Origin of the sequence: Paenibacillus sp. FSL E2-8871 (assembly GCF_038000345.1) — a bacterium.
Lineage (GTDB): Bacteria > Bacillota > Bacilli > Paenibacillales > Paenibacillaceae > Paenibacillus_AQ.
Genome location: NZ_JBBOBV010000001.1, coordinates 2,224,107 through 2,247,921, shown reverse-complemented (window position 1 = coordinate 2,247,921; position 23,815 = coordinate 2,224,107). Strand labels below are relative to the sequence as shown.

General features: G+C 41.2%; 24 protein-coding genes and 1 pseudogene. 19 read left to right on the top strand and 6 right to left on the bottom strand.

What is annotated here, in order from left to right; translation table 11 throughout:
- Nucleotides 1–93 precede the first annotated feature (93 nt).
- From NYE25_RS10370 to NYE25_RS10330, 9 genes are all read left to right on the top strand, one after another.
- Entirely contained in the window at nucleotides 94–825 is a 732-nt protein-coding gene (locus NYE25_RS10370; RefSeq protein WP_341128725.1) for a class I SAM-dependent DNA methyltransferase, read from the top strand.
- A 65-nt stretch (nucleotides 826–890) separates the two neighbouring features.
- A complete protein-coding gene (locus NYE25_RS10365) occupies nucleotides 891–1,487 on the top strand; it encodes a hypothetical protein (protein WP_341145864.1) in 597 nt (198 codons plus the stop codon).
- Complete coding sequence (gene cysC / locus NYE25_RS10360) at nucleotides 1,484–2,047, top strand: adenylyl-sulfate kinase (RefSeq protein WP_341147714.1); 564 nt, start codon at nucleotides 1,484–1,486, stop codon at nucleotides 2,045–2,047. The genes NYE25_RS10365 and cysC overlap by 4 nt, the downstream gene beginning before the upstream one ends.
- Nucleotides 2,048–2,237: 190 nt before the next feature.
- Complete coding sequence (locus NYE25_RS10355; RefSeq protein ID WP_341145863.1) at nucleotides 2,238–4,217, top strand: AraC family transcriptional regulator; 1,980 nt, start codon at nucleotides 2,238–2,240, stop codon at nucleotides 4,215–4,217.
- 84 nt (nucleotides 4,218–4,301) lie between these two features.
- Nucleotides 4,302–5,330, top strand: coding sequence for a FecCD family ABC transporter permease (locus tag NYE25_RS10350; RefSeq protein WP_042189822.1), 1,029 nt, complete (start codon nucleotides 4,302–4,304; stop codon nucleotides 5,328–5,330).
- On the top strand, nucleotides 5,323–6,324 hold the full coding sequence (locus NYE25_RS10345; RefSeq protein ID WP_341145862.1) for a FecCD family ABC transporter permease: 1,002 nt from the start codon (nucleotides 5,323–5,325) through the stop codon (nucleotides 6,322–6,324). Before NYE25_RS10350 ends, NYE25_RS10345 begins: the two co-directional genes overlap by 8 nt.
- 39 nt (nucleotides 6,325–6,363) lie before the next feature.
- The gene (locus tag NYE25_RS10340) at nucleotides 6,364–7,425 is read left to right on the top strand and encodes an NAD(P)/FAD-dependent oxidoreductase (protein ID WP_341145861.1); all 1,062 of its coding nucleotides are present in this window, start codon (nucleotides 6,364–6,366) and stop codon (nucleotides 7,423–7,425) included.
- Between the two features lie 235 nt (nucleotides 7,426–7,660).
- Nucleotides 7,661–8,440 carry an SDR family oxidoreductase gene (locus NYE25_RS10335; protein WP_341145860.1) on the top strand — a complete coding sequence of 260 codons (780 nt, stop codon included), beginning with the start codon at nucleotides 7,661–7,663 and terminating at the stop codon, nucleotides 8,438–8,440.
- Nucleotides 8,441–8,579: 139 nt separating this feature from the next.
- Entirely contained in the window at nucleotides 8,580–9,056 is a 477-nt protein-coding gene (locus NYE25_RS10330; protein WP_341145859.1) for a GNAT family N-acetyltransferase, read from the top strand.
- Between the two features lie 172 nt (nucleotides 9,057–9,228).
- On the opposite strand, the gene NYE25_RS10325 is transcribed toward NYE25_RS10330, so the two are convergent.
- The 3 genes from NYE25_RS10325 to NYE25_RS10315 all read right to left on the bottom strand — a co-directional run bounded on the left by NYE25_RS10325 (nucleotide 9,229) and on the right by NYE25_RS10315 (nucleotide 10,966).
- Nucleotides 9,229–9,588 (bottom strand): VOC family protein, encoded by a 360-nt coding sequence (locus tag NYE25_RS10325; protein WP_149646944.1) that lies wholly within the window; start codon nucleotides 9,586–9,588, stop codon nucleotides 9,229–9,231.
- Nucleotides 9,589–9,642: 54 nt separating this feature from the next.
- Complete coding sequence (locus NYE25_RS10320; RefSeq protein WP_341145858.1) at nucleotides 9,643–10,080, bottom strand: SRPBCC family protein; 438 nt, start codon at nucleotides 10,078–10,080, stop codon at nucleotides 9,643–9,645.
- Between the two features lie 157 nt (nucleotides 10,081–10,237).
- Nucleotides 10,238–10,966 carry an AraC family transcriptional regulator gene (locus NYE25_RS10315; protein WP_341145857.1) on the bottom strand — a complete coding sequence of 243 codons (729 nt, stop codon included), beginning with the start codon at nucleotides 10,964–10,966 and terminating at the stop codon, nucleotides 10,238–10,240.
- Nucleotides 10,967–11,099: 133 nt separating this feature from the next.
- Between NYE25_RS10315 and NYE25_RS10310 the strand changes: the two genes are divergently transcribed.
- The 5 genes from NYE25_RS10310 to NYE25_RS10290 all read left to right on the top strand — a co-directional run bounded on the left by NYE25_RS10310 (nucleotide 11,100) and on the right by NYE25_RS10290 (nucleotide 15,917).
- Complete coding sequence (locus tag NYE25_RS10310) at nucleotides 11,100–11,804, top strand: class I SAM-dependent methyltransferase (protein ID WP_341145856.1); 705 nt, start codon at nucleotides 11,100–11,102, stop codon at nucleotides 11,802–11,804.
- A gap of 19 nt (nucleotides 11,805–11,823) precedes the next feature.
- Nucleotides 11,824–12,573, top strand: a complete 750-nt coding sequence (locus NYE25_RS10305; protein WP_341145855.1) for a DUF4184 family protein — start codon at nucleotides 11,824–11,826, stop codon at nucleotides 12,571–12,573.
- Nucleotides 12,574–13,375: 802 nt separating this feature from the next.
- Nucleotides 13,376–14,614, top strand: coding sequence for an ATP-binding protein (locus tag NYE25_RS10300; protein ID WP_341145854.1), 1,239 nt, complete (start codon nucleotides 13,376–13,378; stop codon nucleotides 14,612–14,614).
- 125 nt (nucleotides 14,615–14,739) lie between these two features.
- Complete coding sequence (locus NYE25_RS10295) at nucleotides 14,740–15,402, top strand: DUF421 domain-containing protein (RefSeq protein ID WP_341145853.1); 663 nt, start codon at nucleotides 14,740–14,742, stop codon at nucleotides 15,400–15,402.
- 41 nt (nucleotides 15,403–15,443) lie between these two features.
- Nucleotides 15,444–15,917, top strand: a complete 474-nt coding sequence (locus NYE25_RS10290; protein ID WP_341145852.1) for a GNAT family N-acetyltransferase — start codon at nucleotides 15,444–15,446, stop codon at nucleotides 15,915–15,917.
- A 47-nt stretch (nucleotides 15,918–15,964) separates the two neighbouring features.
- On the opposite strand, the gene NYE25_RS10285 is transcribed toward NYE25_RS10290, so the two are convergent.
- Both NYE25_RS10285 and NYE25_RS10280 read right to left on the bottom strand, forming a co-directional pair.
- Nucleotides 15,965–17,374, bottom strand: coding sequence for an MDR family MFS transporter (locus NYE25_RS10285; RefSeq protein WP_341145851.1), 1,410 nt, complete (start codon nucleotides 17,372–17,374; stop codon nucleotides 15,965–15,967).
- Between the two features lie 87 nt (nucleotides 17,375–17,461).
- Nucleotides 17,462–17,887 carry a MarR family winged helix-turn-helix transcriptional regulator gene (locus NYE25_RS10280; RefSeq protein WP_341128716.1) on the bottom strand — a complete coding sequence of 142 codons (426 nt, stop codon included), beginning with the start codon at nucleotides 17,885–17,887 and terminating at the stop codon, nucleotides 17,462–17,464.
- 205 nt (nucleotides 17,888–18,092) lie between these two features.
- Between NYE25_RS10280 and NYE25_RS10275 the strand changes: the two genes are divergently transcribed.
- The 5 genes and pseudogenes from NYE25_RS10275 (at nucleotide 18,093) to NYE25_RS10255 (ending at nucleotide 22,717) form a co-directional block, all read left to right on the top strand.
- Nucleotides 18,093–18,608, top strand: a complete 516-nt coding sequence (locus NYE25_RS10275) for a CAP domain-containing protein (protein ID WP_341145850.1) — start codon at nucleotides 18,093–18,095, stop codon at nucleotides 18,606–18,608.
- 170 nt (nucleotides 18,609–18,778) lie between these two features.
- A complete protein-coding gene (locus tag NYE25_RS10270) occupies nucleotides 18,779–20,023 on the top strand; it encodes a stalk domain-containing protein (protein ID WP_341145849.1) in 1,245 nt (414 codons plus the stop codon).
- Entirely contained in the window at nucleotides 20,020–20,850 is an 831-nt protein-coding gene (locus NYE25_RS10265; protein ID WP_076286627.1) for an AraC family transcriptional regulator, read from the top strand. The genes NYE25_RS10270 and NYE25_RS10265 overlap by 4 nt, the downstream gene beginning before the upstream one ends.
- 74 nt (nucleotides 20,851–20,924) lie before the next feature.
- Nucleotides 20,925–22,152 (top strand): annotated as a pseudogene (locus NYE25_RS10260) (multidrug efflux MFS transporter).
- Nucleotides 22,124–22,717 (top strand): hydrolase, encoded by a 594-nt coding sequence (locus NYE25_RS10255; protein WP_341145848.1) that lies wholly within the window; start codon nucleotides 22,124–22,126, stop codon nucleotides 22,715–22,717. Before NYE25_RS10260 ends, NYE25_RS10255 begins: the two are co-directional and overlap by 29 nt.
- Before the next feature lie 69 nt (nucleotides 22,718–22,786).
- On the opposite strand, the gene NYE25_RS10250 is transcribed toward NYE25_RS10255, so the two are convergent.
- Entirely contained in the window at nucleotides 22,787–23,599 is an 813-nt protein-coding gene (locus NYE25_RS10250; RefSeq protein WP_341145847.1) for an undecaprenyl-diphosphate phosphatase, read from the bottom strand.
- Nucleotides 23,600–23,815 lie beyond the last annotated feature (216 nt).

The window sequence follows — 23,815 nt, the reverse complement described above, 5'->3', positions numbered from 1 at the left end:
GTTTAAGAGCTAAATGAAATTATCGGTAGTATAAGGTTGTTTTAAATGCTAAAATTACCCAAAAGAATTTTCTTACAGCAAGGAGGTATTCTGTTGGATTACAAAGGGTCATCGGTGTATGACAATGAAGATTTTTTCTATAACTATTTATTGAGAAGAAACAGAGCGGATAGCCCAAATAACATTATTGAAAAGCCGGTTATATATGATCTTATGGGCGATGTACTTGGGAAAAAGGTGCTCGATTTAGGATGCGGGGATGCTAAGTTCGGATATGAGTTGCTTGAGCAGGGATGTAACTTTTACGAAGGTGTGGAAGGTTCAAGTAATATGGTCAAAGCGGCAAAAGAACTGTTAAATACATCTAAACGTGAGATTCACCATGCTACTATGGAGAGTTGGAATTACCCAAAAGAGAAATATGATTTGGTAATCTCTCGATTGGCTATTCATTATTTACAAGACCTAGAACCAATCTTTGATAGTATCCGTAGTGCGCTTATCCCTAATGGTCAGTTTATTTTTAGTGTACAGCATCCGGTTCTAACATCATCCATGAAAAGTGCAACAACTTCAGAAAGAAAGTCGGACTGGATCGTCGATAACTATTTTGAAATGGGTAAGAGAATGGAGCCTTGGATTGGAGAAAGTGTAGTTAAGTACCACAGAACTTTTGAAGAGTATTTTCAGTCACTGAAACATGTTGGATTTAAAATAGAGGATATTAGAGAATGTAAACCAAATCCTCAGTTTTTTAATAGTGAAGGAGAGTATAAGAGAAGGATGAGGATCCCACTTTTTCTCGTGTTTAAATGTATAAAATAGTTTGTTGAAGTAACGCTAGTCTAATAAGCATATGAATGCAAAGAATTGCAATAAGGAGGACTAAGATGAAACGGATGCAGTTTATACGCCCAACCGAGCATTACGATCAAAGAATTACGGATATCGATGAGCAGATTTGTGCATTGATAAAACAACGTAAGGAACGCTCGGATAATAATCCAGGATTCCCATCTTTTGAGTATATTTCAGATTGGGCGGCGAGGTTTGAACTCTACGAGGATTTTTTGAAAACGGTATTTGGGACATTATTTAGTGAAGATCATTTTAAGCCGATGGTCGAGCCAACGGGTTTTAGAAAACATATTGCTGTTCTACAATCTATTGAGGCAGATGAGTTCTTCTATACACTGACCTCTATACGACAATACAGTAATGCAAGTGTTGTCACGCTTAGTATAGATTGGGATATTACCTCTGAATTATATGCCAATAAACTTAACCATTTTGAGCTGTATATAGGAGAAGCGTATGACAGTAGAATGACGAATGGCGGAAGTTCATCAGGGCATGCAGCTTATAACTACGTAGTATCTCCGCCACTCCCCGACGATATCTCCGGTATTAAATTAGAGTTCAGGGAATTTAGTTCACCCTTAAAGAAGGATGGGACAGATACTGAAATTGTGTTTAAGCTAGAATAACCATACAAAGTATTTTAACAATAGAATCAAGCAGGAAGAGGTACGTATCTATGAATCAAATGATCTGGCTAACTGGACTATCGGGTTCAGGTAAATCTACGCTTGCAGAGGAACTGAAAAATCACATTGAGAATTGCTACATTCTGGATGGTGATACATTGAGGAGAGGTATTAATCAGGATCTTCAATTTAGCGAAGAAGATCGATTGGAAGTTGGTAGAAGAATTGGTGAGATTGGTAAGATTCTGCTTGATGCGAACCTGAATGTGATCGTTGCCTCGATCTCTCCCTACCGCTCTACACGCGATAAGGTCCGTTCTCTCATAGGGGATTCCTACAAGGAAGTTTATGTTCAATGTCCTTTGGAAGTATGTGAGGAGAGAGATCCGAAAGGTCTATATAAACAAGCAAGAGCCGGACAAATCAAGCATTTTACGGGTATTGATTCTCCATATGAGGAGCCCGTTAGCCCGGATGTGATCGTAGAGACAGACAAGTTTTCCTTAGATGAATGTGTGTCGAAAATCCTTCAACACACATCAGCTATCGGGAGGAAATAAAACATTTATTAAATTTGATAGAAAAGACGAGCAAACCATCAACGGTTGCTCGTCTTTTTTACGTTCCATTGTCAGTAACACTGCTGGAAAATAGTTCTGCGAATATCATTGTAAATGATAATCATTATCATATATGATGGGGGTATAAATCTCTCAACATGGAGTGATAGAGAAGGGGGAGCGCAAGACGGTGACATTGAATGATCAAGCTTTGCTATGGAATCAGGCATTCATCAAGATCATAGATATACGACATACAAGAATGGAACAAGGCGAGGAGCAGCATGCGTACAGAATGCCCTCAAGCGTCTTCTTATATGTGACTAGAGGTAGCGCACATCTCCAATTGGACGGCATAGCACACCGCATCAGCCGGTTTTCCTTGCTCCATGGGGGCAAGGGTCTCTACCTTGATATTACGGCAGATGAGCTGCTGGAATACTATATTATTTTGTATAAAGCGGTACTAGCACTACCATCCCGTCAAGAAACGATCAAGCTGATGGAGAAGCACAATCCGTTTCAAATGCAATATGTATTTAAGCCCCATTATCCGATTTCCGTTTTCCATCATGTCACCTCCATGAGCAAGGAGTGGCATCGTTCAGATCTACTCAATAAGCTTCAAGTTAAAGCGATATTTTATCAAATGGTTTATGAAATTCTAGAGCAGATGGAACGCCAGAATATCATAGCCGTTAAGCCTGACTTGGTGGCCCAAGCGGTTCGTTATATTCATGAACGCTATCGGGAGCCGATAACGCTTGAGACGCTGCTTGAACACCTTAGTTGCAGCTCCAGACAGCTACTGCACGCCTTTAAGAAGCAAGTGAGAACGAGCCCGATCGATTATTTGATTCAATTGCGGATGAGCAAAGCGAAGCAGTTGCTTCTATCCACAGATTTCACGCTGAAGGAAATTGCCGAGAGTGTAGGCTATACCGACAGCTATTATTTCAGCCGTATCTTCAAGAAATACGAGGGTGTTTCTCCCACCAGCTTTAAAGAAGCAGCGTTGCAACAGGAGCAGCGTCGAAATAATCCATCCTTCGTGTTCAGATCTCCCATTGTTGCTAGAAGGCAGCAACGTTATATTGGTAATGAGTTTGAGAATCATTATCAATATAAAAGAGAAGGGGAAATACCGATGTATCGTAAGTCAAGAACAACAATGGCAGCAACCTTATTATTTTGTTTCGTTCTCTTTTTGAGTGCATGCTCGACAGGGGGAACGAATGTCACACCGACAAGCAACAGCACTTCTACTAATAATGTTGCAACTTCCGCAAGTCCAGCTGCGAGTCCGTCGACGGATGTAAGTAATGACACAAGAGTGATTAAGCATGCGATGGGGGAAGAAACGCTTACCGGCGCCCCTGAACGTGTTGTCATATTGACCAATGAAGGAACAGAGGCACTTTTGGCACTGGGCATCAAACCGGTCGGAGCCGTTCAGTCTTGGATTGGTGACCCTTGGTACGACCATATCAAGAAAGACATGGAAGGCGTTACGGTTGTGGGAGACGAGCTTCAGCCGAATATTGAATTGATCGCGAGCCTCAAGCCGGATCTGATTATCGGTAATAAGGTCAGACAAGAGAAAATCTACGACCAATTAAAGCAGATAGCTCCGACGATATTCTCCGATGACCTGGCAGGAGATTGGAAGATTAATTTCAAACTCTACTCCGAAGCTTTAAACAAGCAGGAAGAAGGAGCGCAGGCGATGGCGGACTTCGATAAACGAGTTGCGGAAGTCAAGGCGAAGCTCGGTAGCAAAGCAGACACGAAAGTGTCGGTGGTGCGCTTCTCCGCGAAACAAGTGCGTATTTATCAGAAGCAAACGTTCTCCGGCGTGCTCTTGAGCCAATTAGGAATTGCACGGCCTGAATCGCAGGATAAAGACTCCTTTATCGAAGTTATGACCAAAGAGACGATTCCTAGCATGGATGGTGATGTTCTCTTCTATTTCGTGTCGGAGACTCCGGGCAAGGACGATGCATCGAAGGTCGTGGAGGAATGGAAAAAAGATCCGTTGTTCCAAAATTTGAGCGTTTCAAAGAACAAAAAGGTGATTCAAGTCGATGAAGCAATCTGGAACTCGGCAGGCGGATATGAAGCAGCCAATCTGTTGCTGGACGAACTCGTTAAATACTTTGATGTGAAATAATAAAGGCGGATCGAATCAACAAGCTGGCGCTGTATTCGCGTCAGCTTGTTGACGATTCCGGCAGTTTAGTTGTTAAGACTGCCAATGAATAGGAGGCTCGGTGCAGACGTGAATGGTTCTTTCCTAAGCAAGCGAAAGCTCGCCGGCCTAGTTGTCGGTGCAATTTTGCTTCTAATTAGTATGTTATGCAGTGTATTGTATGGTCTTCATCAATTCAGCTTGAAAGATCTATGGCTGGCTTACAGTCAATTCAACGGTTCGAACGAACATCTTATTCTGACGAAGGTTCGTGTTCCCCGAACCCTGATTGCGGCACTGGTGGGGGCAAGTTTAGCAGTAGCCGGGGCAATTATGCAGGTTCTGACAAGAAATCCGCTGGCTTCTCCCTCTGTCTTCGGTGTAAATGCGGGCGCTGTGCTATTTATTGTCATCGGGCTACTCGTATTCGGTTCCTCGTTAACGATGAGCGGCATGGTCTGGCTTGCTTTCGCAGGTGCGGTCGCAACATCGGCGGTTGTCTATACGCTTGGATTGCAAGGAGGCGGTTTCGAGCCTGTAAAGCTGACCTTGGCCGGCGCTTGTATGGCAGCTTTCGCTTCCTCTATTACATCCGGCATTATTCTAATTAATAAGCAGTCGTTGGAATCAGCCCTATTCTGGATGATCGGCTCTGTAGAAGGAAGAAATCTGGAGCATTTATTGATGGTTCTGCCTTATATGGCAATAGGAATGACGATCTCACTATTACTATCGGGCTCGTTAAATATTATGGCGATTGGAGACGATAGCGCGAAGAGCTTGGGACAGCGTCTAACGCTGGTCCGCGTGCTGTCGGCTACGGCAATTGTACTATTGGCGGGAAGCTCGGTAGCAGCAGCTGGTCCGATTGCTTTCATAGGACTTATTGTCCCTCACTTATGCAGATACATCGTTGGGCATGATTTTAGATGGCTGCTTCCTTATACCGCATTAGTTGGGGCGATTCTTTTGGTGACTGCGGATTTAGCATCGCGCTTTATTCTGGAATCCAGAGAAGTTCCGGTTGGTGTCGCAACGGCGATTATCGGCGTTCCCTTTCTGATCCATGTGGCTAGGAGGAAACAGCATGCTTAAAGCGCGTATAGCGAAGCATTCGTTCTTGTTGTTTTTAGGTTTAACTTGTATCGTTGCCGCCTTGTCGCTCCTTAGTTTATCCGTTGGGGGAGTTAGCGTACCATTAAAAGAGGTACTTGCTTCTCTTACGGGACGAAACGCAGAAGCCAGTAACCTGATCATTATGCAGTTCCGTTTGCCTCGAATAGTAGCCGCTATACTCATTGGCGCAGCATTGGCAGTAGCGGGTGCGCTATTACAGGGCGTCATCCGCAATCCTCTCGCTTCGCCCGATCTGCTGGGTGTAACCGGAGGGGCATCGGTAGCTGTGGTTGCCTTCATGACTTTCGTGACCGGCTACAGTATCCACTGGGTACCGTTCATAGCCATTGGTGGCGCGTTGGTTGCGACAACTATTAATTATGTATTTGCTTGGAAAAAAGGCGTGTCGCCGTTTCGGCTGGTGCTGATCGGCATTGGCATTTCTACCGCAATGGGGGCGCTCACTACGTTTCTGCTAATTAGCGGGCCGGCTTATTTGGCCGCACAAGTGCTGAATTGGATGACGGGAAGCATCTACGGCACCAATTGGAGTTATATTGAAGTGCTGTGGCCATGGGTGGCGGTATTCATTCCTTTATCGCTACTGCTCGCGAAGGAATTAAATGTGCAATCCTTAGGTGAGGATGTCGCTCGCGGGCTTGGAAGCAGGCTTCAGCTAAGCCGAATGCTTCTCTTATTTTATAGCGTTGCACTTGCCGGTGCTGCAGTTGGCGTAGCCGGGACGATATCGTTCATCGGATTGATGGCACCGCATATCTCCAGAATGCTTGTTGGAAATTCTTACAAGCTGATCATCCCGGTATCCGCGTTAATAGGTGCAATCATTCTACTGTTGGCGGATTTGGCAGGAAGAATGCTTTTTCAACCGCTAGATGTTCCGGCAGGCGTGTTCACAGCAGGCATTGGAGCTCCTTTTTTCATGTATCTGCTGTTTAAGCGCAAGAAGATTTAGATCTTCTTTCAAGAGGATGAGAACAGAGGGAGGCAAAGAATGGGTCAGAAATTGGAGCTTTTTGACGTAACTATAATCGGTGGAGGACCGGCAGGGTTGTATGCTGCCTTTTACAGTGGAATGCGCGACATGAAGACGAAACTGATTGAGGCGAGAGAGGAACTCGGAGGAAGGACATTAATGTATCCGGAGAAGATCGTCTGGGATGTCGGCGGCATGGCCCCGAATCGCGCAGCACAGCTGACAAAGCTCATGATCCAGCAAGCTCAAACTTTTGATCCGACCATTGTACTGGGTCAACAAATTACCGGGTTAGAGAGATTGGTGGATGGCACGATGCGTATAACATCTGCGACCGGAGAGCAGCATTGGAGCCGGACGCTGATTTTGGCCATAGGCCATGGTGCGCTAAAGCTTGCTAAGCTTAACCTGCCCGGAGCGGAAAATTACGAAAAGGATAATCTCCATTATAACGTTACGGATGTGGCAAGCTTTCGCGGTAAAAGAGTGCTAATCTCCGGAGGCGGTGATTCAGCTGTCGATTGGGCTAATGAACTAGTAGGAATCGCTTCATCGGTTACGCTCGTACACAGGCGGGATCGATTCAGTGGTATGGAACGGAATGTGAGGCGGATGAAGGCATCGAACGTTCAAGTTCTTACGCCATATGCCATTAAGGATTTATATGGGAATGGCAATCGCCTTGATGCTGTTTCAATCGCTCCATTAAATGCGGAGGGGGAATGGACGGATGAAACAGAACAGGAGCGTCTTGCGGTGGATGCCGTCCTAATTAATCATGGGCTACGCGGGGATTTAGGTCCTATTGTAGATTGGGGGTTAGTGAGAGAGGATTGGAATTTTAATGCGGACGAGAAGCTGGCAACCAATCTTCCAGGAGTGTTCGTGGCTGGAGATACGGCAAATTACGGAAGCAAGCTTTATCTTATTGCCGGAGCTTTTACGGATGCAGCGTTAGCCGTGAACAGCGCCAAGTTGTATATCGAGCCGGATGCGTCAACAAGAGCGCAGGTCTCCTCAAATAACAGTAAGTTTGATCAGAAGAACAGGGCGTTAGAACTTGTAGAGGAACGAAGCTGAAGGGATGACTTACAAGTGATGTAAATTCATTAATAGTTTTGGAAAGTTTATCTATGTTTGATGCAGAATTTCAGCTACTATTGTTAAAGGATAGAACAGTAACTGTTCCTGCATTAATGCACATAATTAATATGACGGTACACTATCTCCCTTATAGTTTAGTGATGCTGAATCTGCTTATGTCTATGGATCTCTACCTATCTATCCTTCTAATTTATGATCGGAGATGGTATAGATGAACTCATTGAAAAATAAAATTGCAATCGTTACTGGAGCAAGCAGATCCACAGGAATCGGAACAGCCATATGCCGTTCACTTGCAAGCCAGGGGGCAGATATTTTCTTTACGCATTGGCATCCTTTTGATGAAACAGAAGGGAATGGTGGAGAAAAGGAATGGCCGGAACAACTTTGTGCAGAACTGAAAAGCTTGGGAGTCAGGGCGAGTCACATGGAAGCAGATTTTTCCAATCCTGAAATCTCAATAAAGATTATGGATCAGATAGAACAAACTTTAGGAAATGCTTCCATTTTGATTAACAATGCAGCTTATTGCGTGCCCACGAATTATCAGAACCTGAGCATCACTTCGTTAGATCAACACTATGTAGTGAACAATCGTGGCACGGTTTTACTCAGTACTGAATTTGCCAGAAGATTCGAAAAGAATCATTCAAAGGGGACTCCAGGTAGAATTATTTTTATGGTTTCTAAAGGGCCTGACCCTGATAACCTGGCTTATATATTAACAAAGGGTGCATTAATTGGATTAATTGAACCTCTTTCTGTTGGTTTAGCTCCGCTACATATCACAGTTAATGGTTTTGATCCGGGTCCTACGGATTCCGGGTGGATAACGGATGAGATGAAAACTCATTTTTTACCTATGTTTCCAATGGGAAGAATCGGTTTGCCTGAAGATGCAGCTAGAGGCATTAGTTTCTTAGCGAGTGATGATTCGCAGTGGATTACGGGGCAAGTAATAAAGTCTGAAGGTGGATTTCTAGGAAAATAAAAGACATAAGTACTTCATCCTGGCTACCGATTGAACGGTAGCCTTTTTTAGCTAGTGGGCAGACTCTCGCTACAAAACATGGAAAATGATGATATAATATCCAAACTCAATAATTTAGATATGAAGGGAGAAGCCCAGCATGATTACTCTCAGAAAGATCACACTAGAAAACCGACGTGCTATTTTCAATTTGGAGGTTTCAGACGATCAACGTCGCTTCGTAGCTTCCAATTTATCAAGCATGGCTTCGTGTTATGTCCTTGTAACCAATGGTGGTCATCCATTTCCGTTTGCGATTTACGCGGATGAAGAGCCGGTTGGTTTTGTGATGATGACTTATGGAATTACTGGATATGAAGTGCCATCCTTTGTAAATGATAGCTATTGTATCCTGCGACTAATGATTGATAAACGATACCAGAATCAGGGCTACGGCCGAGAAGCCATGACAAGAATTTTAGAATTTATCCGCACTTTACCGGCTGGCCCCGCACAATATTGTTGGATTTCTTATAAGGCTGATAACTTGTCCGCTAAAAGGCTCTATGAAAGCTTCGGTTTCCGTGACAGCGGCGAAATTATTGAAGAAGAGCTAACAACCGTATTACGACTTTGATTTGCTTTTTACTTGGAGATTTCGAACCGTTTCGTGAAATCATCGTTACTTTGAAGCAGTATCAAATCACAATTCACGTATCGGAGATGGGACTGGTTCCCATGTATTGATCGATGTCTCATAGCAATGAGAGAAACCGCTACTCGAAAATGCAAGTAACGGTTTATACTAATTATCTATATTCCAACAGTTCAATTACATTGCCAAACGGATCTACAATGGCGTTATAGATGCCTGGAGGACACTCGCGAGGTTCATCGTATAGCACTTTGATACCAAGCAGCTTATATTGCTGAATAGAAGCGACTAGGTCCTCGACTTGGAGTCCAATTACAACTTGCGATTCTCTTGGATACTGAACTTGAGTATTGAGCTCCACTTGACAGAGTACAATCGGGATAGGTTCGTGCTTCAAGCTAACAAGGCAATCATCATATTGGGTGGAGATTTCGAATCCTAATTTATTACAATAGAAATCAATGGCAACAGTCATATCTGCTATGTTAATAGAAATAACACTGATATTAGGCATACAATTATTCCTCCAATAGGTTAGAATACGTGCACAAACAAGGGATAGGAGCATTTATTGACAGCACAATATACCTTGACCTGCCTCTAACTTGCTCTTAAGACTTAAAAGCCAGCTTCTAGCGGTTTGTGACGGTTCAGATTCTGTCCATCCCGAATGACATATCGTAACAAGTGTACCATCGGAAAGAGCTTTCAATTTCACCTCAATCTGTGTTAGATTTGCGGGCTTATTCATGACTTCAGTGAACGGATCAGGACCTTTCCATTCAAAGACGAGTGTATGAGGTGCTTCTATCCGAAGTATTTTACAGCCAGCAGTACTCATCGATCGCTTGTTGCTAGGATCGAAGTAAAGTTCGTATTTCCCACCTTCCTTCAATTCGACTAATACTTCTGGTGCAAACCATTCCGATAGACGATCCGCTTCAGTCCATGCCTTCCATACCAATTCTAGATTACTGTTAACGACGATTTGTGATACTAGACTCATCTGGTCACCTCTTATCAGGAAGATTACTGTCAATTTGATTAAGTATATGTGATTAATCAGCTTGTAAAGTCTTCTAGTTTGCTCGCTTTCGGTTATATTTCTCAAACAATAACAGCGGCAAATTAACGACGATTGGTGGATCATACGGGAGAGGATCTCATAAGAGGAGATGTACGTGCAACTTCGTTGTAATATTCACTTCAACAGGTTCATCAAATTTCCCTCGCAAACATGTATCTAACTTAAAATAGTCAACAGGATTACGACTCCATGGAATACCTGCTGCAAGTATGTAATACGTACCAGGTGAGATATCAGTAAATATGCATTCGCGATTGCGCATATTGAGCGCAGTACCGACGATGGGTTTCTGATCGGGAATGGGGCGTGGAAATAAACCTACAAATAATAGACCGCGAAAATCCGGTGGTGTCTCTAGTTGACAGTGAATGCACATTTGTGGTGAGGATGGCAATGTATCAGATGTTAAGGGTGTGTGTTCATATTGATTCATATTGGAGAATAATTCAGACGAAGTGGCTGCAAACTTCTTAGGTGATAGGCCGACGAATTGCTTGAACCGATGATGGAAGGAGCCGGCACTTCGGAAGCCTATCGAGAGCATAATCTTCGTTAGCAACGAAGGTTGTTTCAGCAGAGCTTGTTTACCAGATTCTATCCGCAAGGCGGACAAGTATTGGCGTGGTGAAATTCCTGTTGCCTTCTTAAATATTCTAGTGAAGTGATAGGCGCTATAACCGACTAGATGAGCGAGTTGCTCTGAAGTTACTTCTTCATCAAGATGCTCCTTCATGTATTGAATAGCTAGCTCCGTCGCGTGGATATAGCTATGATGTGGTAGATGAGTAGGCTCTACGTTAACCATCTCCTTCATTATCATAGGGAGTTCATAGTGTGTAATATTAAAAAAATCCTATATATGTAGTATTTTAGGTTTTATTTGAACGCAGTACAATGCTTAGTTGAAAATATGTAATAAGGAAAGCTCGAGGTGTGATATGGACAGAGTAGCGAATATAAGAACTGAAGAGAAGAGATATCATGACTTGTGTTACGATAGTTATAATTTGTTCGAGCCAGGTTCCTGGCTACATAGACCCGTAAAGACGGTAATCGATCTATTAGAAGAATACAGAGATCAAGAATACTTAAGTGTATTAGATTTAGGAGCTGGGATTGGTAGGAATAGTATCCCCATAGCGGAATCCATGAAAAATAGAAATGGGAAGGTAGTTTGTGTTGATTTATTGGAGTCGGCCATAGAAAAATTGGAAGGTTATAGTCGAAAATTTGGAGTCGAACCATTTATTGTAACAAGACTATCTGACATTGAATATTTCATTATCGATCAAGAGGAATATGACATTATCTTAGCTGTATCTGCCTTGGAACATATAAGTTCGGAAAAAGCTCTGGAAAGTAAACTTAACGAAATGATTATTGGAACTAAAAGAAATGGAATCAATTGCATTATTATCGGATCGAACATACAAGAGGTAAACCTTGAAAATGGACAAGAACTAGACCCGATGTTTGAAGTGAATATACCTACAGTAAGAATGATGGATTTATTAGTTCAGCAGTACACTGGATGGGAAGTTAAACAACGATTTGTAAAACAAATAGAATATGAAATTGATAGAAAAGGCCAACCCGTAAAACTGACAACAGATTGTATAACCTTTGTTGCTAAAAAAATATAATAAACACTAGGAGATTGTTATGCCTTTCACTTTTGCTCATCCTATTTTTGCACTTCCTTTTAAATATGTGAAACCAAAATACTTTAGTGCTACCGGCTTGATTCTAGGAAGTATGTCACCTGATTTTGAATATTTTATTATGCTTGAGCCCCATCAAAGTATAGGGCATTCTATAACAGGATTATTATTACAGGCAATTCCCCTATGTGTGATTATTGCACTGATTTTCCATTTTTTAGTTAAGGGGATATTAGTATTGCATCTTCCTTCGAACTATAATATAGATCAACGAGCGTACAATACCTTGAGCAAGTGGAGATTGACTTCTAAGGGCTGGATAGTGTTCATCATATCTGTGATTATTGGTTTCTTTACTCACGTGTTCATCGATGGTTTTACACATTTCAATGGTTACTTTGTAGAACAATTTCCCCCATTAAGGGATATAGTGATTTATAATTTCACTCTTTATAAAATATTGCAGCATTCGTTTTCCATATTCGGATTACTCATGGTAACTTGGATCATAGTTAGGTCGTTGTATCGACATCGAGAAACGGTAACAATGATACCAACAGTTACAACAATACAAAAAAATATTTTTTGGACATCAGTAGTTGTTGTAGCGATAGTAGTAACCAGTATGAAGTTACTTTTTAGTTCGAGCAGGAATATAATTGGTATTCTTGTGGTTTCGCCTATTACAGGGGGATGTTTAGGAATATTGCTTGTATCGATCATAATAAGAGGTTTACAAAAGACAAAATAATCATAATTCGATTCGTTAAATAAATTACGAGTAAGAATATCATCGCATCATTAAAGTATCCATTGGATGTTTTTTGCAATAATAGAATTTGTAAAATTTTGAGACTGCGGAGAAATGTGAAACAAATTCAATGGATGGTCCTATATTCAACTGTTGGCCATGGGGAGCCCTGTTTTTTATTAAGCACACGCCTCTTTGGGATGTAGAACGGACCGAGTGGACCTTTTATCCTCCGAAATGCATGTTTTAGTCGAGCTTACGGACAAATGTATACGAAAAACCGAATACAATGTGCCGCCGGTAACGTAAACGATCTAAATGTATGCGAAAAATCGAATACAATGTGCCGCCGGTAACGTAACGAGCTAAATGTATGCGAAAAACCGAATACAATGTGCCGCTGGTAACGTAAACGATCTAAATGTATGCGAAAAACCGAATACAATGTGCCGCTGGTAACGTAAACGAGCCAGTGCCCTTATTCGCCCTGATTCACCCGGAATGGGATTGTTATTAGGGAATAAGTGCAATATGGTCCGTCCCTAATATATGTGCTTATTTCATCGAAATAAAGGCTATACGGTTGGTAAGCGGAACCTCACACGGATACGAGTATGGAATTACGGATGTACTCAGCTTGTAACTTTACCTCCAAGGACGCCGTCAGGTGCTTTTTTTATTATTTTAAAAATGGTTGAGAAATACATAGTTAATAAGGGGAACTTTACTTATAATATTATTTTAGCGTATTTTTCCAGTACGCTGTATTTTAAGCAACACTAGGCTGAAAGGAAGTTATCCCTTGTTTGAGACCTTGCTTTTGAATTTCTTGTTTTTATTGTTTCCAATCTTAATTTTTCTACTTTTCTTTGAAAATCGTGCTTTTGCTTATAATAGTAAGATTCTAGTTCTACTGTCGGCAGTGACCATGTGTCTCTGTATAGCCAAACCTTTTAAACTCGATATGGGCTTTATTTTTGATTTGAGATATATCCCGTTTATCATTGTGGCTCTTTTTGGTGGATACAAGAACGTTCTACCGCTATATATCCTTTTAAATATCTATCGATTCTATGTGGGGGGAGAGGGTACGTTACAATCCTTTCTTTTCGCCACTTCAATCCTAATCCTAGTTCCTCTATATAGTAAAAGGTTCTTAAAACTAGATTCGAAAAGTCGCATCATCGCGGCAACAATAATTTCTTTTCTGACAATGGGATTTTACCTAATTATATTAGGCTTTACACAGGGGAGTTTAAATAGGGAATATTGGTTTCTCACCTTAAATGCCTTTACGACGCATGTCGGGGTGATGTGTATCAATATGATCTTAATAGAAAAGATTATTACTAATATTAAGAATCGCGACCGAATTATGCAATCTGAAAGATTAAATGTCGTGAGCGAGCTAGCGGCAAGTGTATCACATGAAATCAGAAACCCGCTTACAGTGACCAGCGGTTTTTTGCAGCTGTTGAATAAATCTAAGACGATCACAAGGGAGGAGAAACAGTACGTAGAGTTATCTCTATTAGAATTACAGAGGGCTGAAAAAATCGTGAGTGACTATCTTTCATTTGCTAAGCCGCAATCCGATAATATGGTTTATTCCAACATGCAGGAGGAGGCAGAATATACTAAAAATATCATCATGCCTTATGCCACTATGCACAAAGTAGAGGTCAAATTTAATTTTAATAATTCGCTATTCAAAAATTATGATCGGAACCAAATACAGCAATGTCTTATTAATCTATATAAAAATGGAATCGAAGCCATGAAGGAAAAGGACGGTGGTACGCTGTTCATCGATATTTCGGAAAAAAAACAAAATATTATTATCAGTATTCGCGATACTGGCATTGGAATGACAAAGGAAGAAATATCGCGTCTCGGTAAACCGTATTATTCGACCAAAGCCGAAGGGACAGGACTGGGAATGCTTATGGTCTACAGTACCATTGATAAAGTGAAAGGCATTGTTGAAGTTGATAGTGAAAAAGGCAAAGGCACAACGTTCCTTATCACCATTCCAACATAAGGGCAAGTTGCAGAGCGTCTCGTTTGCTGTTTATCCCCCACTAGGAGTGTGTAATACCTTTCATGAATGGATTTCGTGTCATAAGGGCAACGACCTTGTGCGAGGTCCCAGCTGGAGGTGCAGCAATGGAGATATTTGTAACTATAGGTGTCAAACTGATCATTAGTTTCTTTGGTTTGTGGATCATTACCTTTATTACTGGCCGCAAGACGCTTAGTCAATTGACGCCACTTGATTTCCTGTCATCATTGATTTTAAGTGAGATTGTAGGGAATACGATATATGATAATGAGGTGAAGATCTGGCATCTGCTGTTTGCGCTTTTCATCTGGACCGCTTTGTCTTATTTGTTTGAAAAGGCAACGACCCATTTTGTGAAGTTCGGGAACATGGCGGAAGGCCGGACGGTGTTGCTTATTGACGATGGCAAAGTGAATCAGGATTTGATGGAGAAATACGATATTGAGTTTACCCAACTGCTGTTTATGCTGCGGCAGCAAAATATTTTTTCTCTAAGTGAAGTGAAGTATGCTCTGCTCGAAACGAATGGCTCACTGTCGATTATGCGCAAGTCTGAAGAGGAGCAATCGGAGCAGTCTTCCTCTTTTTCCATTACAGTTATTGATAAAGGTAGGCTGCTGGAAGATTCGATGCGTGGCAGAACGATGAATAAGATACAGATCCAGGAATGGATCAGGGAGCATGGCTATCAATGCGTTGAGGACATTGCTTATGCTGAATACAAGGAAGACGGATCACTCTATATCATACCTAAAAACAAACCATAAACCTTGTTAATAGTAATATATTTTAATGGAGGTACATCTTTATGGGGATTTCTTTATGTAAAGCAGACGTAAGTGATGCGGAATTTATTCATCAAATGCAAGTCAAAGCCTTTATGCCATTACTGGAGAAATATAAGGATTATGAAACCAGCCCAGCCAATGAATCCGTAGAACAAATGATAAACCGAATTAATCAGTATTTTACAGATTATTATATAATTAAGACTTCTGATATTGCTGTGGGCGGTGTCCGAATCGTTAAAAAGGAAAACAATACTTACCGTGTCAGCCCCATATTTATTATGCCAGAATACCAGGGGATGGGGATCGCCCAGCAGGTTTTTGCAATCATTGAACAGAGATATAATGACGCGAAAAAATGGGAGCTGGATAGTATTGAGCAAGAGCAGAGGAACTGTTATTTATATGAAAAGGTAGGATATAAACGAACAGAAGAAACAAAGCGAATAAACAATAAATTAACTTTAGTATTTTATGAAAAAACTATTGATTAAAATATAGACAGCGGACAGCTCGTGTCCACTGTCTTTTTTGATTAAAATTAATAAACTCTAATACGCTTCACAAATAACGATAAAATTAATCCGATAACTGCAATTGCTGCGATAAATAAGTATGCATGTGTAATTCCTGCGGTTAAAATTTCAGGCTGTGCAGCAGTTGGATGTGTATTAGCGAATCGTGTTTGTCCGCTAGACATTAGTGTAACAGCGAACGTTGTACCAAGAGCACCTGCGATTTGTTGAAGTGTGTTCATAACAGCAGCCCCATCCGGATAGTATTTCACGGGTAACTGATTTAAGCCATTGGTTTGAGCGGGCATAATGACCATAGCTAATCCGATAAACATAGCGCAGTGTATTAAAATAAAGGTCAGGTTACTGGTTTCAGTAGAATTGCTTGTAAATAGAAAACCTGCAATGGTTGCGATGGAGAATCCAAGCGGCAGCAATAATTTCGGACCGAATTTATCAAATATTCTACCCGTAACTGGAGCCATAGCTCCGTTAATCACACTGCCTGGAAGGAGTAGAATTCCTGCAGCTGTAGCTGATAACAATAAACCTCCTTTTAAATATAACGGTAATAAAATGGCAGAGGATAAGATGATCATCATTCCTAAAAAGACCATTATCAGACCTATTGTAAACATAGGATATTTAAACACTCGTAAATTTAGCATCGGCGTTTCCAACTTAAACTGTCTTAATACAAACAGGATTAAGCTGATGACACCAACGATAAGAGGCAGATAGACAATGATTTCACTTAAAGCATGATCAGCGATGTTGCTAAATCCAAATACGATGCCACCAAATCCGAAAGTAGAAAGTAGAATGGATAAAATATCTATTTTAGGTTTAGAGATTTTGGCTACATTTTCGATAAATGTTAATCCGAATCCAAATGTAAATAATAATAAAGGTAAACTTGTCCAAAAGATAAAATCCCAGCCCAAATGATCCACGATCAAACCAGACAAAGTTGGTCCGATGGCCGGTGCGCACATAATAACAAGTCCCATCATCCCCATGACAGTTCCACGTTTATGTGCAGGGAAAATTATTAGAATAATGTTCGTCATTAGGGGCAGCAATAAACCAGTTCCCAAGGCTTGCACTAAACGCGCAATTAATAAGGAGGTGAAATTGGGGGAGAGGGCAGCAATTAAAGTACCAATGATAGATAATAACAAGGATGCTGTGAATAATTGTCTAGTGGTAAACCATTGCATTAATAGGGCGGATATCGGAACGAGGATACCTAATACAAGTAAATATCCTGTGGTTAGCCATTGAACCGTTGAGGCGTTAATTGAAAATTCATCCATTAAGTTGGTAAAAGCCATATTTAAGGCGGTTTCACTAAATAGTCCGACGAATGCTCCTAGCATAAGGGAGAAGGCCATTAGGGCGGGACGTTTAACTTGAACAGCTGCTGTTGATTCCATGATAGGGATAAACCTCTTTTCAGAAATGGATTCGCATTATTTTTGAAGAATAGATGATATGTCAACTATAGAGCAGAGGATATGCATTTATGCCTCTCTTACATTATTCTGCACACGAGTTAACAAAGTTGTTAGCGCTGAGTACTCCGCAGGAGAGAATCCTGTCGCTATAATTTTGTTTAATTTGATCGTCACCTCATTGATTGTAGTCTCTAATTTCCTGCCTTCGTCTGTGACAAAAACATTTACCGAACGACGGTCTTGCGTACTTGTTACTTTATGAATGTACCCCTTGTTCTCTAAGCTTGCGATCATTCGGGCAACACTGGCTTTATCCTTCCCAAGCTTATTAGCAATCTCGTTCTGAGATAGACCTTCTTTCTCAAGCAACAAAGCCATAAGTAAATGTTGTTCAGGCGCAAGCCGAACGGGTGCAAGCAATTTTGTTAAATAATTGGCTATTTCTAAGTGTAAATCTCGAATCACTAATCCTAGTGGGTCTTTGGAATCCATGTGATCTCTCCTAATCAAAATATAGATGATATATCAACGTTCATGATTTGTTTATATTAACATAAAGTAACACATGCATGTCAAGTCAAAGAGAAATCAAGTACATAGGGTTAACAAAATTTATAGTAGAATTATAGACTTTGGTACAAGCGTGAAGACCTCTTCCACAATATATTGTTGTAAATACATTGTAGGAGGGCAAATCATGAAGCAAAGAATATCTTCAATAAGAAGAGTCAAAAGTTCTTTGAGTAAAGGAATAAAAACGAAACGTAGTCCCGTAACGAAAAGAGTAGGGCGGTCAAGAATTCATATTAGACAAGCTAATGCGTTTGAACTACAAGTATTTAGATTGGTCAACGAAGAACGGACGAGTAGAGGAATTGCTGCCTTAACTCTAAATACGCAGCTTACTGATCTTGCAGTTTTGAAATCAAGAGATATGAGGGATAATAATTATTTTAGCCATACCTCTCCAACTTATGGCACCCCATCTCAAATGTTAGATCGATTTGGAGTGGCTTGGCGTGCTTATGGAGAAAATATCGCGGCGGGCCAAGCAACACCTGAAGCAGTAATGAGAACGTGGATGAACAGTACTGGTCATAGAGCTAATATTTTGGATCCTCGCTTTACGGATATTGGGGTTGGTTATGTAGGGGGAACTGCTACAAGTCAATATCAACATTATTGGACACAACTGTTTATTCAGAAACCATAAGAGATTACAGAGAAGCCACTCTATAATGAAATACGCCTCTGATTGTGTGTCTAACCATTGAGGTGAAGTTCATTTATGGGGTGGTTTGTCTTGTGTTTTTGAACTGCTTTACAGAAACCTTTCTGGAAGAATGTCGTCTAACAAGATATGGAATTTTGAGGAGGGGAACTATGCGTAAAAAATGGATACTTATAGGCGTCTTGCTGCTTATGGCAATCACTCCATTGATTGATGTCACAAAGGTACAAGCCGCAAAAGTATTGTTTGACGGAACTAGTAGTGCGGAGCAACTAAAAGCACTAGCTTCGATTAATAAAATTCGGCAACAAATGGGGTTGGATGATGTGAAACTTGATCCTGCCCTCGTTAAGGCGGCGATTAATCATGCTCGCTACGCTAATGCTAATTTTACGATAAAGTCTGAAGGCGATTTATCTATAGAAGTGAAAGGTCGTGAGTTCTTTACCCAACAAACGCCTAAAGAGAGAGTGTTAACTTCGGGTTTTAGCGGAGAAGTACCGGAGATTATGGAAACCGTATATATGAAAGAGCGGGCCTATGATGAATTTGATATGGCTTCAGAGATTAACGAGCTAGCAGTTATGCATGATCGCAGGGAAGTGATGCTGACCCCGGCAGTTGCTTCTATTGGCATTGCACGAGTGGGTAAGTCTACCGTGATTGTTGGTGCTGTGAAGTCAGAAGGCGTAATGATTACACCAGCGACTGCGAGCGTATTTCCTTATGATGGAATGACGCGAGTGTGGGCAGGCAACATTTACAAAATGAATGCACAGCAGTTAATTCAAGGAGAAGCTACAACACTTACGGTGTTTAGTAGTCTACGGGATGTAGCAGACCTAAAGGCTAAACTAAGCACACAGGCAGGCAACCGCCACATTAGTATCCCGCTTAGTGTGAAGAAACTCAATTCTGGTTACGGGTATGTACTAACAGCGCAGCGTCAGTTGAGGGGGGATCGGGAGTATACCGCGGAGGTTTCATTTCAATCCGGTGGCGAAACGCTAGTGAAAAAATGGACCTTTAAGACAAGCCCATTCCTGTATCAGTTGAACATTGATGATATGCCACTTCTATCAGCACCGCCGCTAAACATTGTGAATGGCATTTCAGAAGTGCCCATGCGTTATCTCTTTGAGTTATTTGGAGCCAGGGTAGAATGGAACAAGGCAACTCGCACGATTACCGCTGAAAAAAATGGACTTTCTCTGAAGATGACCATCGACGATCATACAGCCTACATTAATGGACAAGCTGTGCAGATGAATAGCCCACCTCATCTATACGGTTACGCGACCTATGTTCCTCTCCGATTTATATCCGAAACGTTCGGATATGATGTAGAATACGATCCGATCGAACGTTCGGTGGACATTTGGACAGGTCTTTTATGAATATAAATAATCTATTTTTCCACATACTATATTGTAATTATAGATACTTCAACGACCCCAAGAGAAATTGGAGCAAGCTCGTTAGAACCCTTCAGCATCATGAACTTCTCTTAGTGACTGGAGGGAAGGGCAGTTTTATGATGGAGCGAAAACGACATTCGTTTAAAGCTGGTATGTTATTCTATATTTCTCCAGATGTTAAGCATTCAATAGAGATAGATGCTGAAGATCCCTTATGCTTTCTGTCCGTTCATTTCAACTATGCGAAGGTGAGCGTGAACGAGGAGAACTGGGGAATTAGTGGTGATGTGGATTCACTCCATTTGCAAGCTGTATCCGAATTGAAGGATTATTATCAAGTGGAAGATATCTTCGGACAAATGATTCAGAGCTGGAATACTAAGCTGCCAGGGTATGAATTTGTAGCGAAGACTTTGTTACAGCAGCTTATCATTGCAATTGCTCAAAATACACAAAAACAAAGTCAAAATTACTCCACTTCATTAAAGGTGGAAAAAATTATTAATTATATGCATCAAAAGATCAATGAGAAAGTTAGCTTGAGCGAATTGTCAGATTTGGTACAGCTTTCACCTGCTTATTTATCGAGAGCATTCAAAGAGATTACAGGTTATTCGATCATTGAGTTTTTTAATAAAATGAAAATTGATAAAGCGAAAGAGCTGATTCTTGAAGGGGACATAAAAATCAAAGCGGTTGCGCAAACCCTTGGATTTACGGATGAATTTTATTTCAGCAGAATTTTTAAAAGAATGATAGGCATCAGCCCTTCGGAATTTCAGAGCAAAAATGTCCATGGAGTTTAGAATAATGCATGGTATAGAGCCAATCTGACTGTTAATATGAGGTTGTTATTGTTAGCAGAAAGAAGGCTTTTTTTATGTCCATGTGGAAAAGGAATTTGATCGTTTGCTGGTTTGGTATGTTTGTAACGGGTGTAGGTATGAGCCAGATTGCGCCAGTATTGCCACTTTACATTAAGCATCTTGGCGTGGATAATGCCGATTCCGTTGCTCAGTTTTCTGGCATTGCTTTTGGGATTACCTTTATCGTTTCAGCCATATTTTCACCCATTTGGGGACTGGCGGCAGACAGGTTCGGACGGAAACCAATGCTTTTGCGGGCAAGTCTTGGGATGGCGATTGTGATCAGCTGTATGGGTTTTGCACCTAATGTGTATGTATTAATTGCACTAAGATTATTACAGGGCACAATAACGGGTTATAGTACAGCTGTACTACATTAATCGCAACTCAGACGGATAAGGAACATGCAGGATATGCTTTAGGAACCCTTTCAACAGCCAGTATTGCTGGAGCCTTGCTTGGCCCAACGATTGGTGGTTTCATTGCAGAAAGCATGGGTTTACAAAGTTCATTTTTTGTTACGGGTGGACTGATGCTGGTTGCCTTCATTACAACGGCTTTGTTCGTGAAGGAATCTTTTCATCGTGAAGATAAAAAGACGCTAAGTATCAAGGAGGTCTGGAGCAGTGTTCCAGAGAAAAGCCTAACGCTAACCTTGTTTGTAACCTTCTTTATTCTAACTGTTGCTTTATACTCTGTAGAACCAATCATTACGGTATATGTTACTCAGCTCTCCAAGAGTGCTAGTCATGTGGCTCTGCTTGCAGGGATGACCTTCTCAGCTTCAGGGCTGGCTAACATAATTGCTGCTCCAAGGCTTGGCAAGTTGTCTGACCGAATAGGTGCTCAACAAGTTATACTAGTTGCGCTTATAGCGGCAGGACTCTGTTTATCCCACAAGCGTTTGTTCAGAATCCTTGGCAGTTAATGGGTCTGCGTTTTCTACTAGGATTAGCGGCAGGTGGGTTAATACCTTCTGTGAATATCCTCGTTAAGAAAATAACACCAGATGCGCTTACAGGCAGAGTGTTTGGATTTAACATGTCGGCAGGTTATCTTGGCACATTTGCGGGTTCGGTTCTAGGTGGGCAAGTGGCAGCCTGGTTTGGGATCCGAGATGTATTCTTTATTACGAGTATTTTGCTATTGATAAATGCAGGCTGGGTTTATTTTAAAGTATATAAAAAACTAAGCTTAAATGGGAGAGAAGACAATGGAAGACTTAAAGAGATCAGAAACTGAATGTATTGATGCAAAGAAAACGGCGCTGGTTGTAATCGACTTGCAAAATGGAATTGTTAACATGCCGAATAAGGCTCCACATACAGGTGAGCAGGTGGTTCAGAAAGGTAGCAATTTAGTTCAAGCCTTCACGGAAAAGGGGGCATTTGTAGTACTTGTAAGAGTATCCTCGTTAGATGGTCATGATATGTTAAGACCTCAAACAGATCTGAACATGAATGCAGGAGCCATTCCAGAAGGTTGGGATACCTTGGTACCTGAATTATCTGACTTCAAAAACGCACATGTGATATCTAAACGTCAATGGGGGGCATTCTTCGGAACGGATCTTGATTTACAGCTACGGCGTCGTGGTATAGATACAGTTGTCTTGTGTGGTATTTCTACATCCATAGGTGTGGATACGACAGCTAGAGAAGCTTATCAGCTTGGTTACAACCAAGTTTTTGTGGAAGATGCAATGACTGCTTCTACGAAAGAAGAGCATGACTATGTGTGTAAAACCATTTTCCCTAGGATCGGCAAGATTCGGTCGAGTGGTGAAGTAATATCTCTGTTAAAATAGGATGAAAAGCCCTCATGCTCTCTGTAATCCCAGAGATTGTCATGAGGGCTTTTGTTTGAAATCATGTACTTACATGAAGATAAGGAGTAGTATCCCAGCCAAGAAGCAGTAATAAGAGAAGTACTTCAAATTACCTTTAGCCATAATCCCCATAAACCAGCGCATAGAAAAATACGTAACGATTAGTGTAGTGATAAATGCAATTAAGTATGGAATTGCTAGTTGCGCTCGGTTCGGGTCACTGGCAATATCAGATGCACCCATAACAAGTCCGCCCAGACTGATTGGAATATACAACATAAAAGAAAAGCGTAAAGCAGTTTCTTGCTTCATTCCCACAGCAATGGAAGAGATGACCGTTGCGCCTGAGCGACTTATCCCAGGAATAAGAGCTACAGCTTGGGCAAGTCCGACTATGACTGCATCCTTCGCTTTTAAATCCCCATCTTGTTTACGACCGCGAAGATTACGAATTAACCATAAAGCAACCCCGGTTACCAGCAAGGCGATGGACACGGTGTGTACTGAAGAGAAGATCTCCTCAATTTGGTCCTTAAAGAACAAGGCTACGATAACCGCAGGCATGGTACCAATGATAATGTACAAAGAGAACATAAAATCTGACATATATTCCTCTTTGCGGGTCAGAATAAATTGAACGAATCCAGTGATCAATCTTCCGATATCTTTGCGGAAAATAAAGCAAATCGCAATTAGAGAAGCCGTATTTGTTAGGATTTCAAATGATAGCCCATTCTGTTTTAAGCCTAGCAATTTCTGCGCGATGATTAAATGGCCGCTCGAGGAAACGGGGATTGGCTCAGTTGCCCCTTGAACAAACCCTAGAAACAAGTATTTAAGCCACAGTATAATATCTTCCATTTTTCCTCCCAGTATTTTTTGTAATCTTTGTAATCATATCTCATTCAATGAAGAAATGACAATAGAACCATCGTGCCATATCTAAGTTCATCCCCTTAAATGAGGACTTGACTGAACCAGTTATAATATTCTTGAATGGCTTGTACACTAACCGAGCCTATCGCGAAAGTAAACTAAATGAGGTGGAACTATTTGTAGTTCATTAATTAAAATTCA

What these genes read in the sequence shown, in the direction of transcription:
- NYE25_RS10365 (WP_341145864.1), top strand. Translation starts at nt 891, where the DNA reads ATGAAACGGATGCAGTTTATACGCCCAACCGAGCATTACGATCAAAGA.
- NYE25_RS10350 (WP_042189822.1), top strand. Translation starts at nt 4,302, where the DNA reads ATGAATAGGAGGCTCGGTGCAGACGTGAATGGTTCTTTCCTAAGCAAG.
- NYE25_RS10345 (WP_341145862.1), top strand. Translation starts at nt 5,323, where the DNA reads ATGCTTAAAGCGCGTATAGCGAAGCATTCGTTCTTGTTGTTTTTAGGT.
- NYE25_RS10340 (WP_341145861.1), top strand. Translation starts at nt 6,364, where the DNA reads ATGGGTCAGAAATTGGAGCTTTTTGACGTAACTATAATCGGTGGAGGA.
- NYE25_RS10335 (WP_341145860.1), top strand. Translation starts at nt 7,661, where the DNA reads ATGAACTCATTGAAAAATAAAATTGCAATCGTTACTGGAGCAAGCAGA.
- NYE25_RS10330 (WP_341145859.1), top strand. Translation starts at nt 8,580, where the DNA reads ATGATTACTCTCAGAAAGATCACACTAGAAAACCGACGTGCTATTTTC.
- NYE25_RS10325 (WP_149646944.1), bottom strand. Translation starts at nt 9,588, where the DNA reads ATGCCTAATATCAGTGTTATTTCTATTAACATAGCAGATATGACTGTT.
- NYE25_RS10320 (WP_341145858.1), bottom strand. Translation starts at nt 10,080, where the DNA reads ATGAGTCTAGTATCACAAATCGTCGTTAACAGTAATCTAGAATTGGTA.
- NYE25_RS10315 (WP_341145857.1), bottom strand. Translation starts at nt 10,966, where the DNA reads ATGGTTAACGTAGAGCCTACTCATCTACCACATCATAGCTATATCCAC.
- NYE25_RS10310 (WP_341145856.1), top strand. Translation starts at nt 11,100, where the DNA reads ATGGACAGAGTAGCGAATATAAGAACTGAAGAGAAGAGATATCATGAC.
- NYE25_RS10305 (WP_341145855.1), top strand. Translation starts at nt 11,824, where the DNA reads ATGCCTTTCACTTTTGCTCATCCTATTTTTGCACTTCCTTTTAAATAT.
- NYE25_RS10295 (WP_341145853.1), top strand. Translation starts at nt 14,740, where the DNA reads ATGGAGATATTTGTAACTATAGGTGTCAAACTGATCATTAGTTTCTTT.
- NYE25_RS10290 (WP_341145852.1), top strand. Translation starts at nt 15,444, where the DNA reads ATGGGGATTTCTTTATGTAAAGCAGACGTAAGTGATGCGGAATTTATT.
- NYE25_RS10285 (WP_341145851.1), bottom strand. Translation starts at nt 17,374, where the DNA reads ATGGAATCAACAGCAGCTGTTCAAGTTAAACGTCCCGCCCTAATGGCC.
- NYE25_RS10280 (WP_341128716.1), bottom strand. Translation starts at nt 17,887, where the DNA reads ATGGATTCCAAAGACCCACTAGGATTAGTGATTCGAGATTTACACTTA.
- NYE25_RS10275 (WP_341145850.1), top strand. Translation starts at nt 18,093, where the DNA reads ATGAAGCAAAGAATATCTTCAATAAGAAGAGTCAAAAGTTCTTTGAGT.
- NYE25_RS10270 (WP_341145849.1), top strand. Translation starts at nt 18,779, where the DNA reads ATGCGTAAAAAATGGATACTTATAGGCGTCTTGCTGCTTATGGCAATC.
- NYE25_RS10265 (WP_076286627.1), top strand. Translation starts at nt 20,020, where the DNA reads ATGAATATAAATAATCTATTTTTCCACATACTATATTGTAATTATAGA.
- NYE25_RS10255 (WP_341145848.1), top strand. Translation starts at nt 22,124, where the DNA reads ATGGAAGACTTAAAGAGATCAGAAACTGAATGTATTGATGCAAAGAAA.
- NYE25_RS10250 (WP_341145847.1), bottom strand. Translation starts at nt 23,599, where the DNA reads ATGGAAGATATTATACTGTGGCTTAAATACTTGTTTCTAGGGTTTGTT.